The organism is Pseudomonas sp. ATCC 43928 (assembly GCF_005938665.2).
Lineage (GTDB): Bacteria > Pseudomonadota > Gammaproteobacteria > Pseudomonadales > Pseudomonadaceae > Aquipseudomonas.
On the sequence record NZ_CP041753.1, the window covers coordinates 5,169,499 to 5,191,523 of the forward strand.

The window sequence follows — 22,025 nt, forward strand, 5'->3', positions numbered from 1 at the left end:
CAGCTTTCTATATCGACCCTGTGCATTTTGCTTAGCACCTGGGCCACGCCGACCGTTTCCAGAATGCCCCCCCTCTTCCTGAAAAGTGGTCCAAAAAATTTGGGCGGCTAGGGTTTACGCGTAGAAAGGGCTCTTGGTCACACCTTAAGCAATGAGTCACTTCTTGCATGGATAGGCGTTCTGGAATGCCGCCATTACGAGGAAGGGTCCATCACGGTGTATCGATGCAGGGTGCTCTTGGAAGTACTTAACTACAATCCTTGCACCCTGAGATTGCTTAAGCTCATCTGGGAAGCACACCCTTTCTTCAGGACGTAAGTATGCGTTCATTGTAACCATCGAGCTTACTACACCATTTACGGTCCCGAAGCAGTACCCTGCATCAAATGCGTTATTAACCCCTCGACTGTCTTTGTCTGCATTGCTGACTGCGATCTCACACTGCTTAAGCAGTTCATTTCCATCAGCCATAGCACCACTACTTACTAGCGCCCCAACCAACGCAATCCCTGCCGCTATCCATGCCTTCATGATGATTCTCTTGGGGTGTGATGGCCCAATGTTATCGGGCTCTTGAGCGTGAAACCAGTCAACAGGGGAAATGAGCCGCCAGCATCTCAGGTGCTACTTGCACGCAATTACCATGCTTCTGCTCATGACTGACCCACCGTAAAGCCCATACTGATTAGCTGCGACAGTGCTGCCTTGATCGCCTGACTTTTCGAGCAAGTCGTATCCCCGAGCCCCGCATAAATCTCCAGCCTTTTCGAAGCACTTACCCCAACTCAGTGCGGTCCCAGAGCAATCAATACTGAAGCCCTCACGCCCATCAGAGGTGTAGGTTTTGGATGATCTTGCACAGCCACTAAGAACCACAGCGACAACGCAACTCAAGACAATAAGGCTCAGTTTCATTCGGACTTCCTTGGCGCTCGACCGTGAGTTAATCCGCAGATTGTAGTTTGTTCTCCGCGAGTACGAACAGACCCACCCCAACCCAACCAAGGAGAAATTTATGAAAAAACTGATTGCAAGGATCGCCCTGCTGTTGGCTTGCATGACAGCGAATGCTGACGGCCTGATTCAGAATGCAGGAATGAAACCACTCGTGAGTGATGACGCACGCGCTACGCTCTTGACGATTCGCCATTGCACTGAAGGCTATGGCTGTGCGGATACCCGACTAGATCGCATATTCAAAAACCTACGGGTATGCGATTCAGCCGGGAGAGACAGCATCGTCCACTTCCTCTTGAGTGATGCTGAGGAAGGTATTGAAGGCCACACCGTTTCTTACAGTTGCTTATGAGACCCACACAACCAAGGACGAACCAATGACTAACAACAACGAAACGATGGCTGATGCACTGGAACTGCTCCTGCTGAACCAACATGCAATCGCTGCCGGTCTTGAGGAAGTGGCTCTATGGATCGAGGCACGCGGCTCTGCCGATACGCACCAGAATATCGTCACCGCATTGAATCGGCTTGATACGAATGCCGAAAGCATCACCGCTGCAATCGAGATGCTGCGTCGAAATCATCAGTAACCCATAGCAAGTCAGAAGGGATCGGCACGGATTGCGATCCACCCTAATCAGAAATGCTCACACCAACCAAGAAACGCCTCGTCGTTTTGCAGGAAGATGAAAGGCTTTCTGTCGCTTTCGTCGTACTCGTTGATTGTTAGTGCATAAATGCTTGAACCGACCCCCGCCCCCTGATCCTTCCGCATGGTCGCTACGGCCTTGTAACTATTCTCAGTCGATCCATAGTCAATGACTTGTGGATCGGTGACGTAAGAGTTCTTCAGGGCGCCTGTCATCAATCCAGTCCGCCTTTCTACGGTGAACTGCTTGCCGATGAAGATTCGGTTTATCGGCTTTTCTTTTGCGGCAACCGTGTTTTCAATCGTGCAGCGGTAGTCTTCCGCCGCCCATGCGTTCGTTGTCGCTGCCAGTGCGACCGCTGCCGCTATTCCTGCCTTCATGGTGACGCCCTCGATATGTGATCTGGCAATGTTACCTAGGGCTACCTGCACCTCAGGCGACCGGAGCAAGAATTTCATTCAGGAACGGAAACTCTGGAACACAGATCAAGTCGATCTGCTGTCTCAGAGCATCGTCGCCTGACTTATGCGTACCGAGGCAAAGGTAGTAGCTCTGTCCTTCGTAGATGGCATAGACAATCCACTCGCCAAGGAACCATCAACACAGCTCATATCGAACAGGCGTGAATGGATATTGACTACATTCCCACACCCACTGCCTACAAGATCGAACAAGCTCTAGCTTGCCAACTGGATTAGGTATAAAGCACACATCCAGAAAATCGCCCAACTGCTGAACTATCGCCAAGTAATACGAATCACCATTCTGCCTAGCAACCGCCTCTTCATTACTTGTCAATGTAAATGGCTGCGACGGTGACGCTATCAACTTGACTTCAACAAAAATCTTTCGCCCCTCCTTATCGACACACTCAATATCATAGCCAAGATTTTGCCTACTTACATCATTAGCACTCCATCCTTGTGCAATGAATATATTTTTAACCTGCTCTTCCGCCCCCCTCCACTTTTTTAGACTCAAGGAAGATGCCTGATTGAAAACAGAATCGACCGACCATTCTGAGTTCTTCTGAAGCTCACCCTCAAAGGAGTCAACTTTTTTTTCAGCAGTAGGAATGATTTTTAAAGCAGCACCCTGTTTAGTAAGGGCGCTCACCAGACGAGAAATACCTCCAACCCCAGCGGTCTTTTCAACCACCATATCAATGAAAGCCTCATCCAACACTGACTCAAACTCTTCAATCTGAGCTATGGAAAGCTTTTTACTTCCAGACACCCAAACGGGCCAAGAAACATCTATATCACTAACACTTATTTGCTTCGTATCAGCCAGCCTAACCAACTCAGAAACTATCTCAGAACACCCGCCTTGCGAAATACTCTCACTTACGAACGACTTTGATATGTCATTAACACCAACATCCTTAGCACCAAGATATCGCATTAATGCAGACGCCCCCTCGACACCTTCAATAGATCTAGGCATAGGCTCAAGCCCGCTCAACTTAGTCAATAACTCGAAATCTAAGGAGTTAAGCCACGACGGACGCAGTACAAACCTATCCAACCTACATACTTCTTGGAGCTTCCTAAATAGCTCTGACTTAAATGACCTTTTCTGGTATTTATGCATTCTAGGGTCATCTAGAGGAAGAAGTGCCTTTAGCATTCCGATTGAGTCAGGCATTGGCTTATCTAATATAATATCATTCACCAAACCAGCCAATATCGCTGCTAAATCCGAAATCCCTTGATCTGTCCTATCATCAAAAACAACCCTAGTCCTTGAAGGGTCTGTACTAATATCACTATTGAGCTTAACGCCAAGACCAGTGGACTCATTAGTTGGCAGAAATGCATGAACTACAGCGCCACTTTCAGGAACCCGCTCAATCACCTCACTAACGGGGTCTTGATAAAAAGCAACTGAAGCCCCCTGATTACCCACAACAATCCAATTAGATGCCTCACGCTCTGAACTGATCTGTACCAGTCGCATCGACCTGTCCCACTCCTCCCTACCGACCACGTAGGATTCTACAGCCCCCGCAACAAGGTTTAACTTTTGAATATTCCTCAAAAACAATAGAGACGTAGCATCAAAATTCAGAAACTCATTATCTATCGCACTTACAGTAAAGCCACCAAATACAAAAAATGTCACATAGCCTTGTTTTCGAAGCATCTCAACTTCAGGAATAATAGCTTGGCGAGTCGCACTGTCCAACTCATGCGGTATGCGTATAAGCGGAACTCGACTAGCTTGAGGTACCGCCCTAGCTGTCAAATCTCTAGAGAAAGTAGTCTCCAGCCCATCACTAATAATATGAACCACCTCAGCCAAGCCAACTACCGACTTAAACCCTATTCCTCGATAGCCAATACTACTCCCACGAGACTTTGTAGATGACGCACTCCTGCAAATAGACTCAAAATCACTTACTGTAAATGGATTTCCATTATTTGCAACTATCAAGCAACCACAAATCTTCTTTACAAGAAAGCTCGTAGCCTTTGCATCATCAGCATTCTGAAGCAACTCTATAAACGATCGAGAGTCATAGCTTTCAGCCACATACTTCTCTAGACCTGCCAAATCAGAAAGCAGATGAGGGGAACGCTGTGCTTCTTCCAGCAAAGGCAAACGAACTTCCTGTAACATTTAATCACCCTTTCTTCGGATAAACTCTGATCTTAGAAATATTTTTAACCGAAAGATTCAGTGACTCACTGAAAGCCTCAAATCCAAAAAATGACTCACTATAATAATAGCTAGTATCCGTACCAATCACCCGATCCGACTGATCATAAACCGCGATAACCACGGTTACGTCATCCATTAGCTCTGCACCACTAGAAGCATGTATCTCTCCGTGAACTTGTAGTGAAATATAGTCGTCGTCAGCTTCCAGGAAGGCGGACATCCCCTGAAATCTCACTCCAACTCGCTCTTCAAAAGCCTCAATCCGCTCAATCTTTGATGTCAAATCGACTTTTGCCACAAACCCTGCTCCTATGCACTTCTAGTTAAACAACTCAATTTAACAAATTTTCTATATCCAACATCGCACCTAAACAAAAGAAACTACGGGCACAGTTTGGATATTAGTACATCTACCTTAGGACCAATCGATCTATTTCAGGCAGAGTCAACGCTAGCCACCTGCTTCATACCTGACACACCGTAACCTTCGCAAGCTTTAATGCCAATCACGACTGCACAAGGCCACTATAATGTCGCCGCTGCGGCCGCTCCCTTCCCAAGCGAATCTGGAACACATCAAGAGTTTCACACATGTCTCGACTTAAACCATGCCAACTACCCAAACACGAAAGATATTAAAATCATTATTACAATGCCCCCCACAATCCATAAGGCTCTGCGAAGAGATGCGGCGCTTTCTTCGGGTGTTTTCCGTCGATACATTTCGGCATCATTCACACCGCTGGCTTCGGGCTGTAAGAGCTTGTCAATTCTTCTTTGAATTTTATCGTTATGATTCACGTTGTTAATCGCAACAATGAACCAGACGATCAGCCAAAATCCGAACGTCGGGACACAAAGAAGCAGGTGTAAAATATGGTTGGTGCTCCTCTTCTGGCTGACCAGTACGAATATCTGTTCGTTCATCGCCCCGTCCTTGCAAGAGGTGGCTAATTGCCTTATCAAAGCATAGTCAAGCAATCGCAGTTTGAGTAGCCGTAACGTTCGACCAACGATTAATCTTCTTCTGTTTTTTGAGGATATACAGCAGTAGAGCTTCTATATTGCTCTAGGAGGCGCTCTAGAAATCTCACAACCCGTGTGTCATCCTCAACAAATTCCATCACCTCAGCAATTTCTTCCTCTGTTAAGTCTCCTAGCGAATCCGGCAGCTCATCAGTGTAATGGCTCAAAATGTCCTGCCAATGAAGATCGTCACGCTCAGATATGCCGTAATGCTCATAGAGCCAATCATAGGCCACTAGCTCACCGCCAAATCCATCCTCGCCCCACACACGCTCCATTTCCCTCAACACTGCTCTGAATAGATCATCTTTTTCCATACATCCTCCTTGGGTTGCTGGCTTGGTGTAAGCGTCCGCCCATCACACCTTGCGTAACTACGCAGGCGTCCACTTATGCGGCAGCAACTCCGTACCGCCCACTGCGTCGGCATACGCATTAAGACGCTTCACCGCCTATTGGCTATACGCTAGCAGCTTAGCTGCCACCTGACGTGCTCATGCTCAGATTTCAGCTCCGATAGCTCCCTCGATACTCAGTTCCACCAGTTTGACGATGTCCTGGCGTGCAACCCCTGCGCTGCTTGGGGAGCGTAACGCTGAATCGAAGCCTAGTTAAAGTATCCTGCTTTGGATAGGCACAGGAGCGCATCACAGCCTGTCACAAGACACGCTACGGCGATCAACAGGACCGGGACAGAAAAAGCCAAGAAGACGGCTTTAGAAGGGAACTTGAGTAGTACAACTGAGTAGTACAACGCAGAAACGAAAAAGCCCCGCAGACCTTAATCTGCGGGGCTTTTCTATGTATGGCGGAGAGATAGGGATTCGAACCCTAGGTACCGGTGAAGGTACAACGGATTTCGAATCCGTCCCATTCGGCCACTCTGGCATCTCTCCAACGGCGCGCATCATAACAGCACAATCGCCGGAAGCGAACCCCCTTTAGCGATTTTTTTCCGTGCTATCAGATGCTTGCGTCGATTAAAGCGGTACGCCCAGACGGTTGGCGACTTCTTCGTAGGCTTCGATGACATCACCGAGGCCCTGACGGAAGCGGTCCTTGTCCATTTTCTTCTTAGTGGCCTTGTCCCACAGACGGCAGCCGTCCGGGCTGAATTCGTCGCCCAGAACGATGGAGCCGTCGGAGAACACGCCAAATTCGAGTTTGAAGTCGACCAGCAGCAGGCCGGCGTCGTCGAACAGTTTGCTCAGTACTTCGTTGACCTTGAGCGACAGTTCTTTCATGCGAACCAGTTGCTCGGCGGTGCCCCAACCGAATGCCACGACGTGGGATTCGTTGATGAACGGGTCGCCTTTGGCGTCGTCCTTCAGGAACAGTTCGAAGGTGTAAGGGTTGAGCTTCATACCCTCTTCAACACCCAGGCGCTTGACCAGGCTGCCGGCGGCGTAGTTACGCACAACGCATTCGACCGGGATCATGTCGAGTTTTTTCACCAGGCATTCGTTGTCGCCCAGCAGTTTGTCGAATTGAGTCGGCACGCCGGCTGCTTCGAGTTTCTGCATGATGAAGGCGTTGAACTTGTTGTTCACCATGCCTTTGCGGTCGAGCTGCTCGATACGCTTGCCGTCGAACGCCGAGGTGTCGTTGCGAAACAGCAGGATCAAGCGGTCAGCGTCGTCGGTCTTGTAAACCGATTTGGCTTTGCCGCGGTAGAGTTCTTCACGTTTTTCCATGATGGGCTCCGCTTGCTAAGTAGGTGGGCTAGGCGATGTGTCGCCAGTCGAGCCCTGAATCTTGATCGGCCAGTTGCAGCCAGTCCGGGTCGCACCCGAGGGTGTCGACAAAACATTGCCGGGCCAGCTGCGGCAGGTTGTTCTTGCTGCTCAGATGGGCCAGGACCAGGTGTTGCAGGCCTTGCCAGCCCAACTCGGCCACCAGGAATGCCGCCTGATGGTTGTTCAAATGTCCCAATTCACCGCCCACCCGTTGCTTGAGAAAGTACGGGTAGTGACCGCGAGCCAGCATGTCACGGCAATGGTTGGCCTCGATCATCAACGCATCGAGGTCCCGATAGCCGTCCAGCACCTTGTTGCAGTATGAGCCCAGGTCGGTCAACAGGCCGAAACGCCGCTGACCGTCGCTGAAAACATACTGCGTCGGCTCCTGTGCATCATGGGCCACGGCAATGACGCCGATGCTCAGAGGGCCGATTTGCAGTTGCTCGCCGCCAGCCAGAAGGCCTGCGGGTTCAATCGGTTTGCGCATCCCGCGCAAGGTCCCGCGACTGAGGTAGACAGGCAGATTGTAACGCCGAGACAGCAAACCCACGCCATGCACGTGATCGGCATGTTCGTGGGTCACAAGTATCGCGCTCAACTGCGCAGGGTTCACCCCAAGGCGCAGCAGGCGTTTTTCGGTTTCCCGCAAGGAGAAACCACAATCCACCAGCACATACGTGTCATCGCTGGCTACCAGCGTGCCGTTCCCTTGGCTACCGCTGCCGAGAACGGCAAAACGCATGCGATCAGCCCAGGTTGTCCTGAATCACGGTCAACACTTTGCGCGCCACGTCTGCTGGCGCCACGGTGTTGATGTTTTTCTCGACGGTAACTTGTACGTTCTCGCCGACCTTGCTCAGGCGAACCTGATAACGCTCGGCACGGGCTTCAACTTCTTCCTTGTTCGGCTTGCTGCCGAACAGGCTGCCGAAGAAACCTGGCTGCTCATCCTTCTTCTCGGCCTTTTCGGCGAGGTTGATGTAGTACAGGCCCAGGCTGCGGTTGATGTCTTCAACACGCCATTCGCCCTGTTCCAGCGCACGACCGACGCTCGACCAGGCACGATCCAGGTCGGTACCGACGTTGAGCACCGGGTTGCCGCTGCCATCCTCGGTCAGGCTGACACGGCTTGGCGTATCGAAATCACGCGAGGCCAGCATGGAGACCGAACCGCCCTTCTCCGAAGTACGGCTCATGCTCGCGAGCATGTCGTCGACCAATGCTGCGTCCAGGCCGGTGTTGACCGAACGATTGGTGAAATCGACGTTGGCGGTGCTGCCGGCAGGACGCTCGGCGCTGACCACATAGACTTCACTAGTGTTGCGCTGCACGCCTGGCTCGATACGCACCCGTACGCGGGTTTCGCTGTCGGCGCCGACACCGGCCGCGCTCAGGCGCTTGGCCATGGCTGCGGACAGTTCGTCGGAATGTTGCCAGGTGGTAGTGAACTCACCGGTTTGCGGGCGCTGTTCGTCCAGACGGAAACCGTTGTCCTGGAAGAACTGCACGGCCACTGGCCAGACTTCGGCCGGTGGGTTCTGAGCCATGATCCAACGCGAATCGCCGCTCTTCTGCAAGGAGTAGGCGCTGATATCAGCCGCCGCCGACAGCGGCTGCGGACGAGGCACGACATATTCGCCCTTGGCTGTATCGTCGGCCACATTGCGCGGGATCGGCAACAGTGGATCCAGACGCTTGGAGGTGCTGACGTTCGGTGGCAGTTGCATCGGTGCAGTCTGTTGCGCTTCCAGGTAATCGCTACCACGGTCACGGAAGTAACCTTCCGGGCCCCAGATCCATCCGCAGCCACTGGTGCTGGAGATAATCAAGGCAAGTGCGGAAAGTCCGGCCATTCGCTTCATGCGTAGTACTTCCTCAATTAAACCAGGACGCCGGACTGGCGCATGGCCTGCCGCAGCGGTTCGTGACAGGCAGCACTGAGCCAGGTGAGCGGCAGACGGATACCGTCCGGCATCAGGCCCATTTCATGCAGCGCCCATTTCACGGGGATAGGGTTGGATTCGATAAACAGGGTTTTATTGAGTGGCATCAGCTTTTCGTGGATCGCCCGGGCTTTGACGGCATCACCGGCCATCGCAGCGGCGCACAACTCGCTCATGGCGCGCGGCGCAACGTTGGCGGTCACCGAAATGTTGCCCTTGCCACCGAGCAGCATCAGCTCGACCGCGGTCGCATCGTCACCGGAATAGACCAGGAAGTCGCTGCTCACGCCGGCCAGGATGTCCTTGGCGCGCTGCAGGTCGCCCGTGGCTTCCTTGATGCCGATGATGTTCTTCACGGTCGACAGGCGGATTACCGTCTCGGCCTGCATGTCGCACGCGGTACGACCCGGCACATTGTAAAGAATCTGCGGGATATCGACCGCTTCGGCGATGGCGCGGAAGTGCAGGTACAGGCCTTCTTGCGTCGGCTTGTTGTAATAAGGGGTTACCAGCAGGCACGCATCGGCGCCAGCGTTCTTCGCGTTGGTCGTCAGTTCGATCGCTTCACGCGTCGAATTGGCGCCCGTACCGGCGATCACCGGAATACGCCCTGCAACCTGGGCAACCACGCGACGAATCACTTCGATGTGCTCGTTCACGTCAAGCGTGGCCGACTCACCCGTAGTGCCGACCGCCACGATGGCGTTGGTGCCCTCTTGCAGGTGGAAGTCCACCAGTTTGCTCAGGCTGTCCCAGTCGAGACGACCCTGTGCATCCATGGGTGTGACCAGTGCCACCATACTGCCCGCAATCATGCAACCGCTCCTGCCGGAAAAAGAGAGCGGTAATGGTACTGGCGCCAAGATGCTTGTACAAGCGAAGTACTGCGCTGCCGCCATTCCCCTTGGCGCTGCTTTTCGCTACCCTTCAGACTTTGATCGGTACTGATAAGCTCGTACGCCGGTTTCCAGCCTCCATTTTCGGCATCACAAGCCCCGATCCAGCGTTGCCACCCCTCGCTCTTGCCATACTGGAGCACGTTGCAACCTTCGGCTGGGGGTTTGTGAATTCGCATCCGCAGGCTCGTCCCGGCAAAAAAGCCCATAAACAGTATCGACCGCTCATCGCTTTAGGAATGCTGCATGTCCACCCCCACAGTTCGCGAACAATTCCTTGTCATCAGTGCCCTCGGCGCCAACCCCATGGAGCTGACTAACGTCCTGTGCCGCGCCAGCCATGAAAACCGCTGCGCCGTGGTCACCTCTCGCCTGACGCGTCATGGCGAATGCAGCGCGCTGATCCTTGAGATCTCCGGCAGCTGGGACGCCCTGGCGCGCCTCGAAGGCAGTCTGCCAGTACTGGCCAAACGACACGCTTTCACTGTCAACGTGGTGCGCAGCGCAGCCCTGGAGAACCGCCCCCAGGCCCTGCCGTACGTCGCCTACGTCAGCTCGGCCTACCGCCCGGACATCATCAACGAGCTGTGCCAGTTCTTCATGGACCACAACGTCGAGCTGGAGAATCTGACCTGCGACACCTATCAGGCTCCGCAGACCGGCGGCACCATGCTCAACGCCACGTTTACCGTGACCTTGCCGGCCGGCACCCAGATCAGCTGGCTGCGTGATCAGTTCCTGGATTTCGCCGACGCCATGAACCTGGACGCACTGATTGAACCGTGGCGCCCACAAAACCCAATGTAAGGAAGCTTTCATGGCCGTAGCCATCGACCAACCGGTTGCCGACTTCGAAGCACCCGCCACCAGCGGGCAGACCGTCAGCCTCGCGGCCCTCAAAGGCAAGCAAGTGGTGATTTACTTCTACCCGAAGGACAGCACGCCGGGCTGCACCACTGAAGGCCAGGGTTTTCGCGACCAGTACGCGGCGTTCAAGGCGGCCAACACCGAGGTGTTCGGCCTATCTCGCGACAGCCTGAAGTCTCACGAAAACTTCAAGTGCAAGCAGGAGTTCCCCTTCGAGCTGATCAGCGACAAGGACGAAGCCATCTGTCAGCTGTTCGACGTGATCAAGCTTAAAAAGCTCTACGGCAAGGAATATATGGGTGTTGATCGCAGCACGTTCCTGATCGACAAGGATGGCGTGCTGCGTCAGGAATGGCGCGGCGTGAAGGTGCCGGGGCATGTGGATGCGGTTTTGTCGGCTGCTCAGGCGCTGAACAAGACCTGATTTTTTGGGCGTCTATTCGGACGCCTTCGCGGGCAAGCCCGCTCCCATAGGGATGGTATGAACCCTGTGGGAGCGGGCTTGCCCGCAAGGAGGCCCTGAAATCGACGATCAAAGCAGCGGCGATACCTCCGGTTCCTTGCGCGGCCAGGCATCCAGCACGGCTTTGAACAACGTCGCCAGGGGAATCGCAAAGAACACGCCCCAAAAGCCCCACAACCCGCCAAACAGCAGCACCGCGCAGATGATCGCCACCGGGTGCAGGTTGACCGCCTCCGAGAACAGCAGCGGCACCAGCACGTTACCGTCCAGCGTCTGGATGATCCCGTAGACCGCCATCAAATAGATGAACTGATCGCTCCACCCCCATTGGAACAGCGCAATCAGCAGCACCGGCACGGTCACCACCACCGCCCCGACATAGGGCACCACTACCGACACACCCACCAACAACGCCAGCAGCGCCGCATAGTTGAGCCCCAGCGCCACGAAAGCGATGTAGGTCACGCCCCCACAAATGAAGATTTCGATGACCTTGCCACGAATGTAATTGGCAATCTGCCGGTTCATTTCCTGGGCGACTCGAGTGATCAGCGCTCGCTCCCGCGGCAGGTAACCACGCACCCACTGGCCGATCATCTCCCGGTCCTTGAGGAAGAAGAACACCAGGATCGGCACCAGCACCAGGTAGATCATGATGTTCACCAGCAGCGGCAAGCTCGACAACGAGAACGTCAGCGCCCACTGGCCGAATTTGCCGATCTCGCCCCGCGCCACTTCGATTGCCTGTAGCACTTGCTCATCCGACACCAGATGCGGATAACGCTCGGGCAGCAGCAATAGCAGTGATTGCCACTTGGCGAGCATGCCGGGCAATTCGTTGAACAGCGTGATCAACTGATGCCAGAGCAATGGCACCACGACGATGATGAATACCAGCAGCCCCCCCATGAACAACGCGAAGACCAGCCCCACCGCCGCGGCCCCCGGCAGACGCAGGCGCTCGAGGATCACCACCAACCCCTGCATCAGATACGCCAGCACCATCCCGGCCAGCACTGGCGCAAGCATTCCACCCAGGGTGAGTACGGCGGTAAATGCCAGAAACAGCAGCACCGCCAGCACCACGGCCTCTTCATCCGAGAAATAGCGCTGAATCCAGTCGCGTAACACTTTGAACATCAATAATCCTTAGGAACGAACGCCGCAAGTTTCAGGCTTTTTTCAACCAATAGCGGTAAACGCCCGCCTCATCTTCTTCACGAAGCAGCGTATGACCGGCCAATCGGGCAAAGGTGCGAAAATCGCGCTGAGAGCCCGCATCGGTGGCAATCACCTTGAGCACCGCCCCGCTGGCCAGTCGGTTGAGTTCCATCTTGGCCTTGAGCAACGGCAGCGGACAATTCAGACCGCTGGCGTCCAGCTCGGCGTCGTGGGTTACAGCGTCAGTCATCGAATCACTCCGGGGCAGGGGTTGAGTCGCTTAGAATATCTGGTCCCAAGCGTAGTGTCCGGCTACAGTAACGTCTTTGTCGACTAAGGCTTTGTGCATGACTTTTTTGCGCCCTACCCTGCTGACGCTCGCTTGCCTGCTCGCCTCACCGGGCTTCGCCGACGACTTGCCGTCACTCGGTGACGCCAGTTCTGCCATCGTCTCGCCGCAACAGGAATACCAACTGGGCCGTGCGTGGCTGGCGATGCTGCGCAGCCAGGTGTCGCAACTCAACGATCCGCAACTCAAGGATTACGTCGAGTCCAGCGTCTACCGACTGGTGGAGACCAGCCAGGTCAATGACCGACGCCTGGAGTTCATCCTGATCAACAGCCCACAGCTCAACGCTTTCGCTGCGCCGGGCGGGATCGTCGGCGTCAACGGGGGCTTGTTCCTCAACGCCCAGACCGAAGGCGAATATGCCTCGGTCCTGGCCCACGAACTGGCCCACTTGTCGCAGCGTCACTTCGCCCGTGGCGTCGAAGCCTCGCAACGCATGCAAGTTCCTATGATGGCTGCATTGCTGGCCGGGATCGTGATTGCCGCTGCCGGCGCAGGCGATGCCGGGATCGCAACCATTGCCGGCACCCAGGCGGCGGCGATGCAGGAACAACGACGGTTCTCGCGCCAGAACGAACAGGAAGCCGACCGTATCGGCATCATGAATCTGGAGAAGGCCGGTTACGATCCGCGCTCGATGCCGACCATGTTCGAACGGCTGATGCGCCAGTACCGCTACGATGCCAAGCCGCCGGAATTCCTGCTGACTCACCCGGTGACCGAATCGCGTATCGCCGACACCCGCAACCGTGCCGAACAGGCCAAACCGGGCGGTATCGAAGACAGCATGCGTTATCAGCTGATTCGTGCACGCGTGCAGCTGATTTATGAAGAAACCCCAGGCTTGGGTGCCAAGCGCTTCCGCGCCCAACTCGATGAAAACCCGAAAAACGACGTCGCGCGCTATGGCCTGGCAATCGCCCAGATCAAGGGCGGCCAGCTGAATGAAGCTCGCGAGAACCTCAAGCAGCTGCTGACCAAGTCGCCGAACGAGATCATCTACAACCTGGCGCAGGTCGATCTGGACATCACCAATAATCGTCTGCCCGATGCTCAGTCACGGGTTGACCGGATGCTGACTCAGTATCCGGGCAACTACCCACTGAATCAGGTGCGTGTCGATCTGCTGCTCAAGCAGAATCGAGCAGCCGATGCGGAAAAAGCGCTGGAGAACCTGCTCAAGACCCGCCCCGAAGATCCGGACGTCTGGTACCTGGTGGCCGAGACTCGCGGCCTGTCGGGCAACATCATCGGCCTGCATCAAGCTCGTGCAGAGTACTTCGCACTGATCGGCGATTATCGCCAGGCGATCCAGCAACTGGACTTCGCCAAACGCAAGGCGGGCAGCAACTTCCCGCTGTCATCGCGGATCGACGCACGGCAACGCGAGCTGATGGAGCAGGAACGCATGGTCAAGGACATGATGGGCTGACCGCTTCGAGGTCAAAATTCAGGTACAAAAAAACCGCCTCTTTCGAGGCGGTTTTTTATTCAGCCGACAACCGGTTTATTCAGCCAGTTTGAAGGTGATGAAGCTGGCGCGCCCCTGGCGCAGAACCCGCATCGACACCGAGCGGTTCTTCGGCAACGCCTTGGCAATCTCGGTGAACTCCTTGGTGGAGCCGATCGCCTGGTTGTTCAGGTGAGTGATCACATCACCAGGCTGCAAGCCGATCAGGGCAGCAGGACCGTCCTGCACGTCCTTGATTACCACACCACCTTTAAGGTCGTAGGCTTTCTTCTGCTCATCGGTCAATTCGGCCACGGAAACACCCAGGCGATTGCTGCTGCGCTCCGCGCCAGATTTAGGCTGGGCGTCCAGCTCTTTGCCTTCTTCAGGGATAGCGCCGACGGTCAGCTCGACATTCTTGCGTTTGCCTTCGCGGATCACCTCAAGATTGGCTTTCGAGCCGGCCTTCAGCGCCCCCACCAAGTGCGGCAGATCGGCGGACATGACGATCGGTTGACCGTTCATGCTCAGGATCACGTCGCCCACTTGCAGGCCACCCTTGGCAGCCGGACCGTCATCCTGGATCTGAGCCACCAGCGCACCGGCCGGTTTCTCAAGACCGAACGACTCGGCCAGATCTTTGCTCACTTCCTGGATCACCACACCCAACCAGCCACGGCTGACTTTACCGCCGCTTTTCAGCTGATTGGAAACGTCCATCGCCACATCGATAGGGATCGCGAACGACACGCCCATGAAGCCGCCGGAACGGGTGTAGATCTGCGAGTTGATGCCGACCACTTCACCGGCCAGGTTGAACAGCGGACCACCGGAGTTACCCGGGTTGATCGGCACGTCGGTCTGGATGAACGGAACATAGTTTTCGTTCGGCAGGCTGCGACCGATGGCACTGACGATGCCTTGGGTCACTGTGTGATCAAAGCCGAACGGCGAGCCGATGGCCACGACCCACTGACCGGCTTTCAGGTCCTGCGATTTGCCGAGCTTCAGAACCGGCAGGTTCTTGCCTTCGATTTTCAGCAAGGCGACGTCGGAACGCGGATCGGTACCGATCAGCTTGGCTTTCAACTCACTGCGATCGGCGAGGCGCACGAGAATCTCGTCGGCATCGGCGATCACATGGTTGTTTGTCAGGATGTAGCCGTCAGGCGAAATGATGAAACCCGATCCCAGGGACTGCGCTTCGCGCTGGCGATCGCCACGAGGTGAGCGTGGCTGCTGCGGCATACCACGCTCAAAGAACTCGCGCAGCATCGGCGGCAAGCCTTCAAGATCAGGCATTTGCTCGCTGGACACTTTGCGTTCCGGCAACTTCTGGGTAGTACTGATATTCACCACCGCGGGCGAGGCCTGCTCGACCAGTTGCGTGAAGTCAGGCAAGTCGGCCGCTTGCGCAGTGACCGCCTGACCGAGCACCAGCACGGTGGCAAAAATGGAGAGATAAGACTTCAAGCGTGGTATCGACATACGGCTCCCGTTACGACGAGCATGGTTAAGCGATATGGAGCAAGGAACACCGGAAACGATACGCCGGTATTTTTGTTCCGGGAACAACAAACAAGGCCAGAGCCGAGGGGCTCTGACCTATAAAAAATTTTCGGGATATTTGCAAATGAAAATGCTCGGCAAAACATTTCGAGGCCTCAACGACGGGGTAGCTATTGCCAACCTCCCGCACCCTACAGCCCCGATTGATGAGCATGACTGATCAGCTCACTGCTTGTTGGTAGCCGCGGCATCGTTGCGCATGGACAGCGCAATCCGTTCGGCGGTACCAATCGGTATTTCACCGACCACGGTCACCATTATTTCGCCTTGCGGAGTGGTCAAGCGACGGGACACAGCGACTGTTGGCCCCAGCTGGGTACGGGTGTCGGTGACTGTTGCCCCATTCAATGGCTCAAGGAACACCGAGAATCGGGCCAGACCGTCGTCGAACATCAGACTGTTGACCTGGACTTTGGTATCCGGATCCTTGTGAGAGTTACTGCTGGTCAGTTCGAAACCTGGCGGCAACCAGTCAGAATGCCAGACCTGCGCAGTCTTGACGGCGGACGCCTTGTCGCTGTCCAGGTTAATGGGCTTGCACTCGGAACCTGCCTGCAAATCGCTGTCGGAAGGCACCTCGGCAGTATCCAGCCGAGTGAACTGGAACCGTTCCAGCAGTTGCCCTTTATCATTGAGCAACAATGACTTCAACGGCAAGCCTGTTTCCTTGTCCAGATGCAGCTCAAAACCATAGCGGTGCTGATCGCGAGGTGTCAACGAGACGATCACCGCCGAACGCCCGGCCACGCGCGACTTGCCGATGACGGCAAGGTCATACCAATTCTTTAGCTTTTGTGGATCGAGCGCACGAGCAGCGGAGTTGGGTGAGTCCCCCAGCCCTGCCATCAGGGTGCCGCTGACGCATTGAGTATGCCCATCAATGCGCACGACTTCCTGGGCCGAACCGTCGAGCTGAAGTAAACGCTCTTGGACTTTGCCATCCTGGACGCGATGCCAGATGTTATGGGTAGAAAAACTACCGTTACGCTCGTAGACGAAAGTACCGTGAAAGCTCTGCGTTTGCTCCGCCTGTCCCAGACGCTTCAGCCAGTCCTGGGCTTCATCGGCATGGGCTGGAACAATAAACCAGCCACTGAGCAGAAGCGTAAGTAGAGGTATGGCGCGCATGATCCTCCTTAACGGTTTTCCAGGCTTGCTGCACGAGCGTAAGGCAGAGCGCTCTCAGTACCTTTCAGTGCAGCCTGTTGAGCATGTTGGCGCAAGTAACCTGGCAGACGCTGATCGTGCCAGCCTGGCTGACCTTGCAATACACCGTTGGCCATAGGGCCAGTGGCGTCCGAACTCTCATTGTAGCCTGCCAATACAGCGGGACCCTTGACCTGAGGAGTGGTCAGACTTGGCTGATTAGAATGCTGAGCCAGTTCGACACCTGCGATCTCGTCCTGGTTGTACAGACGTACACCTGCCAGCACGGCAATGGTCACCGAAGCAGCGACTGCCAGACGACCCAGGCTGCGCCATGGACCACGAGAGGTTTTTGCCGGTACGGCTTCGTCAGCCAGTGCAGCAGAAACTGCAGCAGCGATGTCCAGACGAGGGAGCAGCAGGTCCTTGTGCATGACTGCCCGAGCGATCTGGTAACGAGCCCAGGTTTCGCGGGTTTCAACATCGTCGAAGGCATTCAACACCCGACGCAATTCCAGTTCGTCCGCTTCGTTATCCATCACTGCGGACAGCGATTCCTGCAGGGCTTCACGACTCATGGCGTTCCTCTCTTGGCTGTCGCCGCTGTCTCAGTTTTCCTGCAACAACGGCTGCAGGGCTTTATCGATGGCCTCCCGGGCGCGGAAGATCCGGGAGCGCACGGTACCCACCGGACACTGCATGACGCTGGCAATGTCCTCGTAACTCAGACCATCGAATTCACGTAAAGTTAAAGCCGTACGCAAATCTTCTGGCAGTTGCTGAATGGTTCGATGGACGGTGCCTTCGATCTCATCCCGCAGCAATGCACGTTCTGGCGACTCGAGATCCTTGAGGCCATGATCGCCATCGTAGAACTCTGCATCCTCGGAACTGACATCGCTATCCGGCGGCCGACGGCCGCGTGAAACCAGATAGTTTTTCGCCGTGTTGATGGCGATACGGTAAAGCCACGTATAAAACGCGCTGTCTCCGCGAAAATTACCAAGTGCACGGTATGCCTTGATAAAGGCTTCCTGTGCGACATCCTGGGCTTCATGGGTGTCGTGCACGAAACGCACGATCAACCCGAGAATTTTGTGCTGGTATTTCAGCACTAGCAGATCGAAAGCTCGCTTGTCGCCGCGTTGAACGCGCTCGACCAGCTGCTGATCCTCTTCCTGGGTTAGCATGAACACTCCTCGATAAGCTCGAAGGAGGCTTGCATTACTGAACGACCAGACTTGCAAACATAGACTCGGGCTTTTCGCAAAAGTTCTCCCCCTCCAAGCAAGTTTCCTGCGGGCTCTGATTTGGCACGCACGAAAAGCGCAGCGCGGGAAACCCAGGCTGCGCGAATAATCTTGTCATCGGATTCGTCAGCAGGGACCTAACCGCAAGTCCCGCACCGAAACCGACACTGTCCCTTGTTCCAGGCAACCGTCTATTGATCTTGAGCCTTTGGCAAAAGTTCCATATTTATAGCCGCCTGAAACCGACATTGTGCAACCGTGAAACGAAAAAGACTGTTAAATCCACGATACAGTCGCCTTGTCGCCAACACAGTCAAAAAAACTTCCGACGAAGAGTCCAGTCTTTTCCGTCACAGTAGTTTCACAATGCCATGTGGGCCCGGCTATTGTGCCGCTCCCCCCCTCTATATACTAGTGGGCTGTGTGGCTGTCCTGACTCGCCGATCCAGCTGTCTTGCGCCACCCCCGACCCGGGTCGCTTTGAGCGGAATCCTGAAATGAGCCAACAGTTTCAACACGATGTTCTGGTAATTGGCAGCGGTGCTGCCGGCTTGAGTCTTGCGCTGACCTTGCCCGGTCATTTGCGCATCGCCGTATTGAGCAAAGGCGACCTCGCCAATGGCTCGACCTTCTGGGCCCAGGGCGGTGTCGCCGCCGTCCTGGATGACACCGATACTGTCGAGTCCCACGTCGACGATACCCTCAACGCCGGGGGTGGCCTGTGCCATGAAGACGCCGTGCGCTTTACCGTCGAGCACAGCAGAGAAGCGATTCAATGGCTGATCGACCAAGGCGTACCCTTTACCCGTGACGAACAGTCCGGCACCGAAGACGGCGGTTTCGAGTTTCACCTGACCCGCGAAGGCGGTCACAGCCATCGACGCATCATCCACGCCGCCGATGCGACAGGTGCGGCGATCTTCAGAACCCTGCTCGACCAGGCCATACAGCGGCCCAACATCGAGCTGCTGGAACAGCGGGTCGCAATCGATCTGATCACCGAAAAGCGCCTGGGCCTTGAAGGCGACCGCTGCCTCGGTGCCTACGTCCTCAACCGCAGCACGGGTGAAGTCGACACTTACGGTGCGCGCTTCGTGATCCTTGCGTCGGGCGGCGCGGCGAAGGTCTACCTCTATACCAGCAACCCTGATGGCGCCTGCGGTGATGGCATCGCCATGGCCTGGCGTTCGGGCTGCCGGGTGGCGAACCTGGAGTTCAACCAGTTCCACCCGACCTGCCTTTATCACCCGCAAGCCAAGAGTTTCCTGATCACCGAAGCCCTGCGCGGCGAAGGCGGACACTTGAAGCTGCCTAACGGCGAACGCTTCATGCAGCGCTTCGATCCACGGGCCGAGCTGGCACCACGGGACATCGTCGCCCGCGCCATCGACCATGAGATGAAGCGCCTGGGTATCGACTGCGTTTACCTGGACATCAGCCACAAGCCTGAAGACTTCATCAAGACGCACTTCCCGACGGTCTATGAACGCTGCCTGGAATTCTCGATCGACATCACCAAACAACCGATTCCGGTGGTGCCGGCGGCGCACTACACCTGCGGCGGCGTGATGGTCGATCAGCGGGGCCGCACCGACGTGCCGGGCCTGTATGCGATTGGTGAAACCAGCTTCACCGGCCTGCATGGCGCCAACCGCATGGCCAGCAACTCGCTGCTGGAATGTTTCGTTTATGCCCGTTCGGCGGCGACGGACATTCTTGAGCAGTTGCCAGAGGTGTCGATTCCGACCGCCCTGCCCGTCTGGGATGCCAGCCAGGTCACCGACTCCGACGAAGACGTGATCATCGCGCACAACTGGGACGAACTGCGGCGATTCATGTGGGACTATGTGGGCATCGTGCGCACCAACAAGCGCCTGCAACGAGCCCAGCACCGAGTGCAGTTATTGCTGGACGAAATCGACGAGTTCTACAGCAACTATAAAGTGAGCCGAGACCTGATCGAGCTGAGGAACCTGGCTCAGGTAGCAGACCTGATGATCCGGTCGGCCATGGAACGCAAGGAAAGTCGCGGCCTGCATTACACCCTCGACTACCCGAACCTGCTGCCGGTCGCCCTGGACACTATTCTGGTGCCGCCCACCTACGCCGACTGAACTTGAGCCGAACCCGCAGGCGTCGGTGCACATCCGCCGCCTGCGAATCCCGCGGCACGCATATCGCCCTGACACCTCGCTCGCCCCGCAGGCGAAAGCGCAGCACCACAACCAACGGCAGCGCCAGGCTGTCCGGCCGTAGCTGTACGGGTTGCCAACCTTGCGCCTGACTCCACAACTGCCAGCCATCGGCATCGCGACGCAAGCCGCGAAAAGCCTGTGGGTGTGTCAGCAGAATCTGTCGCGGCAATACCCAAATGCTGTGAGCCACGCACAACGCTACGCCGAGCAGGTTGGCCCAGAGCGGTATCGAGAGAAGAAACAACGAACCCAACGCGAACAGCTGGGCGAGAAGATAGGCCGCCAGCAACTGCCGTGAGGCATGCCAGCGGCATTCGAACGCGTTACTTGGGCTGGACACGATCCAGGATCATGCGAACCATGCGCTGCAGCTCCGGATCTTCCGATTCGGCGCGTTCCATGAACCAGCCGAACATGTCCTGATCCTCGCACTCCAGCAGGCGGACATACAGCGCGCGATCTACCTCGTTCAGATTCGCGTAAACCTCTTTCACGAACGGCACCAGAAGCACGTCAAGTTCCAGCATGCCGCGACGGCTGTGCCAAAAGAGGCGGTTCAGTTCAACGTTATCGACCATGGAGCGCTCCTCAAATAGGCCGCAAGTATACAGCCCCGAGGCGAGCCGAACAGTCGGCTTTGGTCGGCACTGACGATCCTTTGTGAACTACCCATTTCAAGGGCGCCCCCTTATGATGTCCCTCAGACTCTTTACCCTGCGATGACCCATGGCCGATTCTGCTTTTTTCTGCACCCTGTCTCACGAAGGCGTTCTCGCGGTACGCGGCTCGGATGCCAGCAAATTCCTGCAAGGCCAATTGACTTGCAATCTCAATTACCTGAGCGACACCCAGGCCAGCCTTGGCGCGCGTTGCACGCAGAAAGGCCGGATGCAGTCGAGTTTCCGCATTCTGCTGGAAGGCGACGGAGTGCTCATGGCGATGGCCAGCGAGCTGCTGGAGCCGCAACTGGCGGACCTGAAAAAGTACGCGGTGTTCTCCAAATCGAAACTGACCGACGAAAGTGCCGGCTGGGTTCGTTTTGGCCTTGAGCATGGCGATGCGGCACTGGCCAGCCTGGGCCTGGCGCTACCGGTCGACACCGACAGCGTCGTGCGCAATGACGGCCTGATCGCCCTTCGTGTCTCGCCTGAGCGCGCTGAACTCTGGGTGGGCGCCGATCAAGCCGACACCATCAAGGGCAAGCTGTCCGCCCTGCTGACCGAAGGCGATCTGAATCAATGGCTGCTGGGCCAGATCCGCGCTGGGATCGGCCAGGTCATGCCAAGCACCCGCGAGCTGTTCATCCCGCAGATGCTCAATCTGCAAGCCGTCGGCGGCGTGAGCTTCAAGAAGGGTTGCTACACTGGCCAGGAAATCGTTGCGCGCATGCAATACCTGGGCAAACTCAAGCGTCGTCTGTATCGCTTGCAACTGGAAGGTAGTGAACTGCCTGAACCCGGCACGCCACTGTTTTCCCCGACTCACGGCAGTTCGATTGGTGAAGTGGTGATCGCTGCTCGCACCGAGCAAAACATTGAACTCCTGGCCGTGCTGCAAGCCGAAGCTGCAGAAGATGGCAACCTGCACCTTGGCGCACTCGAAGGTCCGGGCCTGCATTTGCTCGACCTGCCTTACCAACTGGATCGTGATCGCGAAATCCAGCGTTAACAGCAGCACTTGTCGCAATACCCTAGAGA

Annotated in this window: 25 protein-coding genes and 1 tRNA gene; 7 read left to right on the forward strand and 19 right to left on the reverse strand. The window is 55.8% G+C overall.

Going from position 1 to position 22,025, the window contains the following annotated elements:
* Positions 1–156: 156 nt before the first annotated feature.
* Positions 157–531, reverse strand: a complete 375-nt coding sequence (locus FFH90_RS23555; RefSeq protein WP_138866181.1) for a Rap1a/Tai family immunity protein — start codon at positions 529–531, stop codon at positions 157–159.
* Between the two features lie 484 nt (positions 532–1,015).
* On the opposite strand from FFH90_RS23555, the gene FFH90_RS23565 reads away from it, so the two are divergent.
* Together FFH90_RS23565 and FFH90_RS23570 are read left to right on the forward strand one after the other, a co-directional pair.
* A complete protein-coding gene (locus FFH90_RS23565) occupies positions 1,016–1,309 on the forward strand; it encodes a hypothetical protein (protein WP_138866183.1) in 294 nt (97 codons plus the stop codon).
* 25 nt (positions 1,310–1,334) lie between these two features.
* Complete coding sequence (locus FFH90_RS23570; protein WP_138866184.1) at positions 1,335–1,550, forward strand: hypothetical protein; 216 nt, start codon at positions 1,335–1,337, stop codon at positions 1,548–1,550.
* Positions 1,551–1,597: 47 nt separating this feature from the next.
* On the opposite strand, the gene FFH90_RS23575 is transcribed toward FFH90_RS23570, so the two are convergent.
* From FFH90_RS23575 to dapA, 10 genes are all read right to left on the reverse strand, one after another.
* Complete coding sequence (locus FFH90_RS23575; RefSeq protein ID WP_138866810.1) at positions 1,598–1,990, reverse strand: hypothetical protein; 393 nt, start codon at positions 1,988–1,990, stop codon at positions 1,598–1,600.
* Between the two features lie 217 nt (positions 1,991–2,207).
* Positions 2,208–4,232 carry a DUF3883 domain-containing protein gene (locus tag FFH90_RS23580; RefSeq protein ID WP_138866185.1) on the reverse strand — a complete coding sequence of 675 codons (2,025 nt, stop codon included), beginning with the start codon at positions 4,230–4,232 and terminating at the stop codon, positions 2,208–2,210.
* A 4-nt stretch (positions 4,233–4,236) separates the two neighbouring features.
* A complete protein-coding gene (locus FFH90_RS23585) occupies positions 4,237–4,572 on the reverse strand; it encodes a hypothetical protein (protein WP_138866186.1) in 336 nt (111 codons plus the stop codon).
* 317 nt (positions 4,573–4,889) lie between these two features.
* Positions 4,890–5,201: a hypothetical protein gene (locus FFH90_RS23590; protein ID WP_138866187.1), complete on the reverse strand. Its 312-nt coding sequence runs from the start codon at positions 5,199–5,201 to the stop codon at positions 4,890–4,892.
* Positions 5,202–5,290: 89 nt separating this feature from the next.
* On the reverse strand, positions 5,291–5,617 hold the full coding sequence (locus tag FFH90_RS23595) for a hypothetical protein (protein ID WP_256663629.1): 327 nt from the start codon (positions 5,615–5,617) through the stop codon (positions 5,291–5,293).
* A gap of 489 nt (positions 5,618–6,106) precedes the next feature.
* Positions 6,107–6,196 (reverse strand) — tRNA-Ser (locus FFH90_RS23600).
* 84 nt (positions 6,197–6,280) lie between these two features.
* Positions 6,281–6,994: a phosphoribosylaminoimidazolesuccinocarboxamide synthase gene (purC, locus tag FFH90_RS23605; RefSeq protein WP_018926775.1), complete on the reverse strand. Its 714-nt coding sequence runs from the start codon at positions 6,992–6,994 to the stop codon at positions 6,281–6,283.
* A gap of 28 nt (positions 6,995–7,022) precedes the next feature.
* The gene (locus tag FFH90_RS23610) at positions 7,023–7,781 is read right to left on the reverse strand and encodes an MBL fold metallo-hydrolase (protein WP_007941451.1); all 759 of its coding nucleotides are present in this window, start codon (positions 7,779–7,781) and stop codon (positions 7,023–7,025) included.
* Positions 7,782–7,785: 4 nt separating this feature from the next.
* Positions 7,786–8,901 carry an outer membrane protein assembly factor BamC gene (gene bamC, locus FFH90_RS23615; protein WP_018926776.1) on the reverse strand — a complete coding sequence of 372 codons (1,116 nt, stop codon included), beginning with the start codon at positions 8,899–8,901 and terminating at the stop codon, positions 7,786–7,788.
* 17 nt (positions 8,902–8,918) lie between these two features.
* Positions 8,919–9,797 carry a 4-hydroxy-tetrahydrodipicolinate synthase gene (gene dapA / locus FFH90_RS23620; RefSeq protein WP_007941448.1) on the reverse strand — a complete coding sequence of 293 codons (879 nt, stop codon included), beginning with the start codon at positions 9,795–9,797 and terminating at the stop codon, positions 8,919–8,921.
* Positions 9,798–10,124: 327 nt separating this feature from the next.
* Between dapA and FFH90_RS23630 the strand changes: the two genes are divergently transcribed.
* The gene (locus FFH90_RS23630; protein ID WP_007898662.1) at positions 10,125–10,685 is read left to right on the forward strand and encodes a glycine cleavage system protein R; all 561 of its coding nucleotides are present in this window, start codon (positions 10,125–10,127) and stop codon (positions 10,683–10,685) included.
* A 10-nt stretch (positions 10,686–10,695) separates the two neighbouring features.
* On the forward strand, positions 10,696–11,169 hold the full coding sequence (locus tag FFH90_RS23635; protein ID WP_138866188.1) for a peroxiredoxin: 474 nt from the start codon (positions 10,696–10,698) through the stop codon (positions 11,167–11,169).
* Between the two features lie 108 nt (positions 11,170–11,277).
* On the opposite strand, the gene FFH90_RS23640 is transcribed toward FFH90_RS23635, so the two are convergent.
* Both FFH90_RS23640 and FFH90_RS23645 read right to left on the reverse strand, forming a co-directional pair.
* Entirely contained in the window at positions 11,278–12,348 is a 1,071-nt protein-coding gene (locus FFH90_RS23640) for an AI-2E family transporter (RefSeq protein ID WP_019647986.1), read from the reverse strand.
* Positions 12,349–12,379: 31 nt separating this feature from the next.
* The gene (locus FFH90_RS23645) at positions 12,380–12,619 is read right to left on the reverse strand and encodes a sulfurtransferase TusA family protein (protein WP_007941445.1); all 240 of its coding nucleotides are present in this window, start codon (positions 12,617–12,619) and stop codon (positions 12,380–12,382) included.
* A 97-nt stretch (positions 12,620–12,716) separates the two neighbouring features.
* Here FFH90_RS23645 and FFH90_RS23650 point away from each other — a divergent pair, with 97 nt between their 5' ends.
* On the forward strand, positions 12,717–14,150 hold the full coding sequence (locus FFH90_RS23650; RefSeq protein WP_018926780.1) for a M48 family metalloprotease: 1,434 nt from the start codon (positions 12,717–12,719) through the stop codon (positions 14,148–14,150).
* Between the two features lie 75 nt (positions 14,151–14,225).
* Here FFH90_RS23650 and FFH90_RS23655 read toward each other — a convergent pair whose 3' ends face one another.
* The 4 genes from FFH90_RS23655 to rpoE all read right to left on the reverse strand — a co-directional run bounded on the left by FFH90_RS23655 (position 14,226) and on the right by rpoE (position 18,073).
* Positions 14,226–15,656, reverse strand: a complete 1,431-nt coding sequence (locus FFH90_RS23655) for a DegQ family serine endoprotease (protein ID WP_019647985.1) — start codon at positions 15,654–15,656, stop codon at positions 14,226–14,228.
* Between the two features lie 246 nt (positions 15,657–15,902).
* Positions 15,903–16,865, reverse strand: coding sequence for a MucB/RseB C-terminal domain-containing protein (locus FFH90_RS23665; RefSeq protein WP_064619726.1), 963 nt, complete (start codon positions 16,863–16,865; stop codon positions 15,903–15,905).
* A gap of 8 nt (positions 16,866–16,873) precedes the next feature.
* The gene (locus tag FFH90_RS23670; RefSeq protein WP_086944833.1) at positions 16,874–17,461 is read right to left on the reverse strand and encodes a sigma-E factor negative regulatory protein; all 588 of its coding nucleotides are present in this window, start codon (positions 17,459–17,461) and stop codon (positions 16,874–16,876) included.
* Between the two features lie 30 nt (positions 17,462–17,491).
* Complete coding sequence (gene rpoE / locus FFH90_RS23675) at positions 17,492–18,073, reverse strand: RNA polymerase sigma factor RpoE (protein WP_003172477.1); 582 nt, start codon at positions 18,071–18,073, stop codon at positions 17,492–17,494.
* 557 nt (positions 18,074–18,630) lie between these two features.
* Between rpoE and nadB the strand changes: the two genes are divergently transcribed.
* A complete protein-coding gene (nadB, locus tag FFH90_RS23680; protein ID WP_018926784.1) occupies positions 18,631–20,247 on the forward strand; it encodes an L-aspartate oxidase in 1,617 nt (538 codons plus the stop codon).
* Here the strand turns inward: nadB and FFH90_RS23685 are convergent.
* Both FFH90_RS23685 and FFH90_RS23690 read right to left on the reverse strand, forming a co-directional pair.
* A complete protein-coding gene (locus FFH90_RS23685; RefSeq protein WP_086944832.1) occupies positions 20,216–20,668 on the reverse strand; it encodes a protein YgfX in 453 nt (150 codons plus the stop codon). The two genes, nadB and FFH90_RS23685, sit on opposite strands and share 32 nt — an antisense overlap.
* On the reverse strand, positions 20,652–20,906 hold the full coding sequence (locus FFH90_RS23690) for a succinate dehydrogenase assembly factor 2 (RefSeq protein ID WP_007941436.1): 255 nt from the start codon (positions 20,904–20,906) through the stop codon (positions 20,652–20,654). The genes FFH90_RS23685 and FFH90_RS23690 overlap by 17 nt, the downstream gene beginning before the upstream one ends.
* A gap of 148 nt (positions 20,907–21,054) precedes the next feature.
* On the opposite strand from FFH90_RS23690, the gene FFH90_RS23695 reads away from it, so the two are divergent.
* Positions 21,055–21,996 carry a folate-binding protein YgfZ gene (locus tag FFH90_RS23695; RefSeq protein WP_111454855.1) on the forward strand — a complete coding sequence of 314 codons (942 nt, stop codon included), beginning with the start codon at positions 21,055–21,057 and terminating at the stop codon, positions 21,994–21,996.
* Positions 21,997–22,025 lie beyond the last annotated feature (29 nt).

Coding starts and splice junctions, on each gene's coding strand:
- FFH90_RS23555 (WP_138866181.1), bottom strand. CDS start 531: ATGAAGGCATGGATAGCGGCAGGGATTGCGTTGGTTGGGGCGCTAGTA.
- FFH90_RS23565 (WP_138866183.1), top strand. CDS start 1,016: ATGAAAAAACTGATTGCAAGGATCGCCCTGCTGTTGGCTTGCATGACA.
- FFH90_RS23570 (WP_138866184.1), top strand. CDS start 1,335: ATGACTAACAACAACGAAACGATGGCTGATGCACTGGAACTGCTCCTG.
- FFH90_RS23575 (WP_138866810.1), bottom strand. CDS start 1,990: ATGAAGGCAGGAATAGCGGCAGCGGTCGCACTGGCAGCGACAACGAAC.
- FFH90_RS23580 (WP_138866185.1), bottom strand. CDS start 4,232: ATGTTACAGGAAGTTCGTTTGCCTTTGCTGGAAGAAGCACAGCGTTCC.
- FFH90_RS23590 (WP_138866187.1), bottom strand. CDS start 5,201: ATGAACGAACAGATATTCGTACTGGTCAGCCAGAAGAGGAGCACCAAC.
- FFH90_RS23595 (WP_256663629.1), bottom strand. CDS start 5,617: ATGGAAAAAGATGATCTATTCAGAGCAGTGTTGAGGGAAATGGAGCGT.
- purC (WP_018926775.1), bottom strand. CDS start 6,994: ATGGAAAAACGTGAAGAACTCTACCGCGGCAAAGCCAAATCGGTTTAC.
- FFH90_RS23610 (WP_007941451.1), bottom strand. CDS start 7,781: ATGCGTTTTGCCGTTCTCGGCAGCGGTAGCCAAGGGAACGGCACGCTG.
- bamC (WP_018926776.1), bottom strand. CDS start 8,901: ATGAAGCGAATGGCCGGACTTTCCGCACTTGCCTTGATTATCTCCAGC.
- dapA (WP_007941448.1), bottom strand. CDS start 9,797: ATGATTGCGGGCAGTATGGTGGCACTGGTCACACCCATGGATGCACAG.
- FFH90_RS23630 (WP_007898662.1), top strand. CDS start 10,125: ATGTCCACCCCCACAGTTCGCGAACAATTCCTTGTCATCAGTGCCCTC.
- FFH90_RS23635 (WP_138866188.1), top strand. CDS start 10,696: ATGGCCGTAGCCATCGACCAACCGGTTGCCGACTTCGAAGCACCCGCC.
- FFH90_RS23640 (WP_019647986.1), bottom strand. CDS start 12,348: ATGTTCAAAGTGTTACGCGACTGGATTCAGCGCTATTTCTCGGATGAA.
- FFH90_RS23645 (WP_007941445.1), bottom strand. CDS start 12,619: ATGACTGACGCTGTAACCCACGACGCCGAGCTGGACGCCAGCGGTCTG.
- FFH90_RS23650 (WP_018926780.1), top strand. CDS start 12,717: ATGACTTTTTTGCGCCCTACCCTGCTGACGCTCGCTTGCCTGCTCGCC.
- FFH90_RS23655 (WP_019647985.1), bottom strand. CDS start 15,656: ATGTCGATACCACGCTTGAAGTCTTATCTCTCCATTTTTGCCACCGTG.
- FFH90_RS23665 (WP_064619726.1), bottom strand. CDS start 16,865: ATGCGCGCCATACCTCTACTTACGCTTCTGCTCAGTGGCTGGTTTATT.
- FFH90_RS23670 (WP_086944833.1), bottom strand. CDS start 17,461: ATGAGTCGTGAAGCCCTGCAGGAATCGCTGTCCGCAGTGATGGATAAC.
- rpoE (WP_003172477.1), bottom strand. CDS start 18,073: ATGCTAACCCAGGAAGAGGATCAGCAGCTGGTCGAGCGCGTTCAACGC.
- nadB (WP_018926784.1), top strand. CDS start 18,631: ATGAGCCAACAGTTTCAACACGATGTTCTGGTAATTGGCAGCGGTGCT.
- FFH90_RS23690 (WP_007941436.1), bottom strand. CDS start 20,906: ATGGTCGATAACGTTGAACTGAACCGCCTCTTTTGGCACAGCCGTCGC.
- FFH90_RS23695 (WP_111454855.1), top strand. CDS start 21,055: ATGGCCGATTCTGCTTTTTTCTGCACCCTGTCTCACGAAGGCGTTCTC.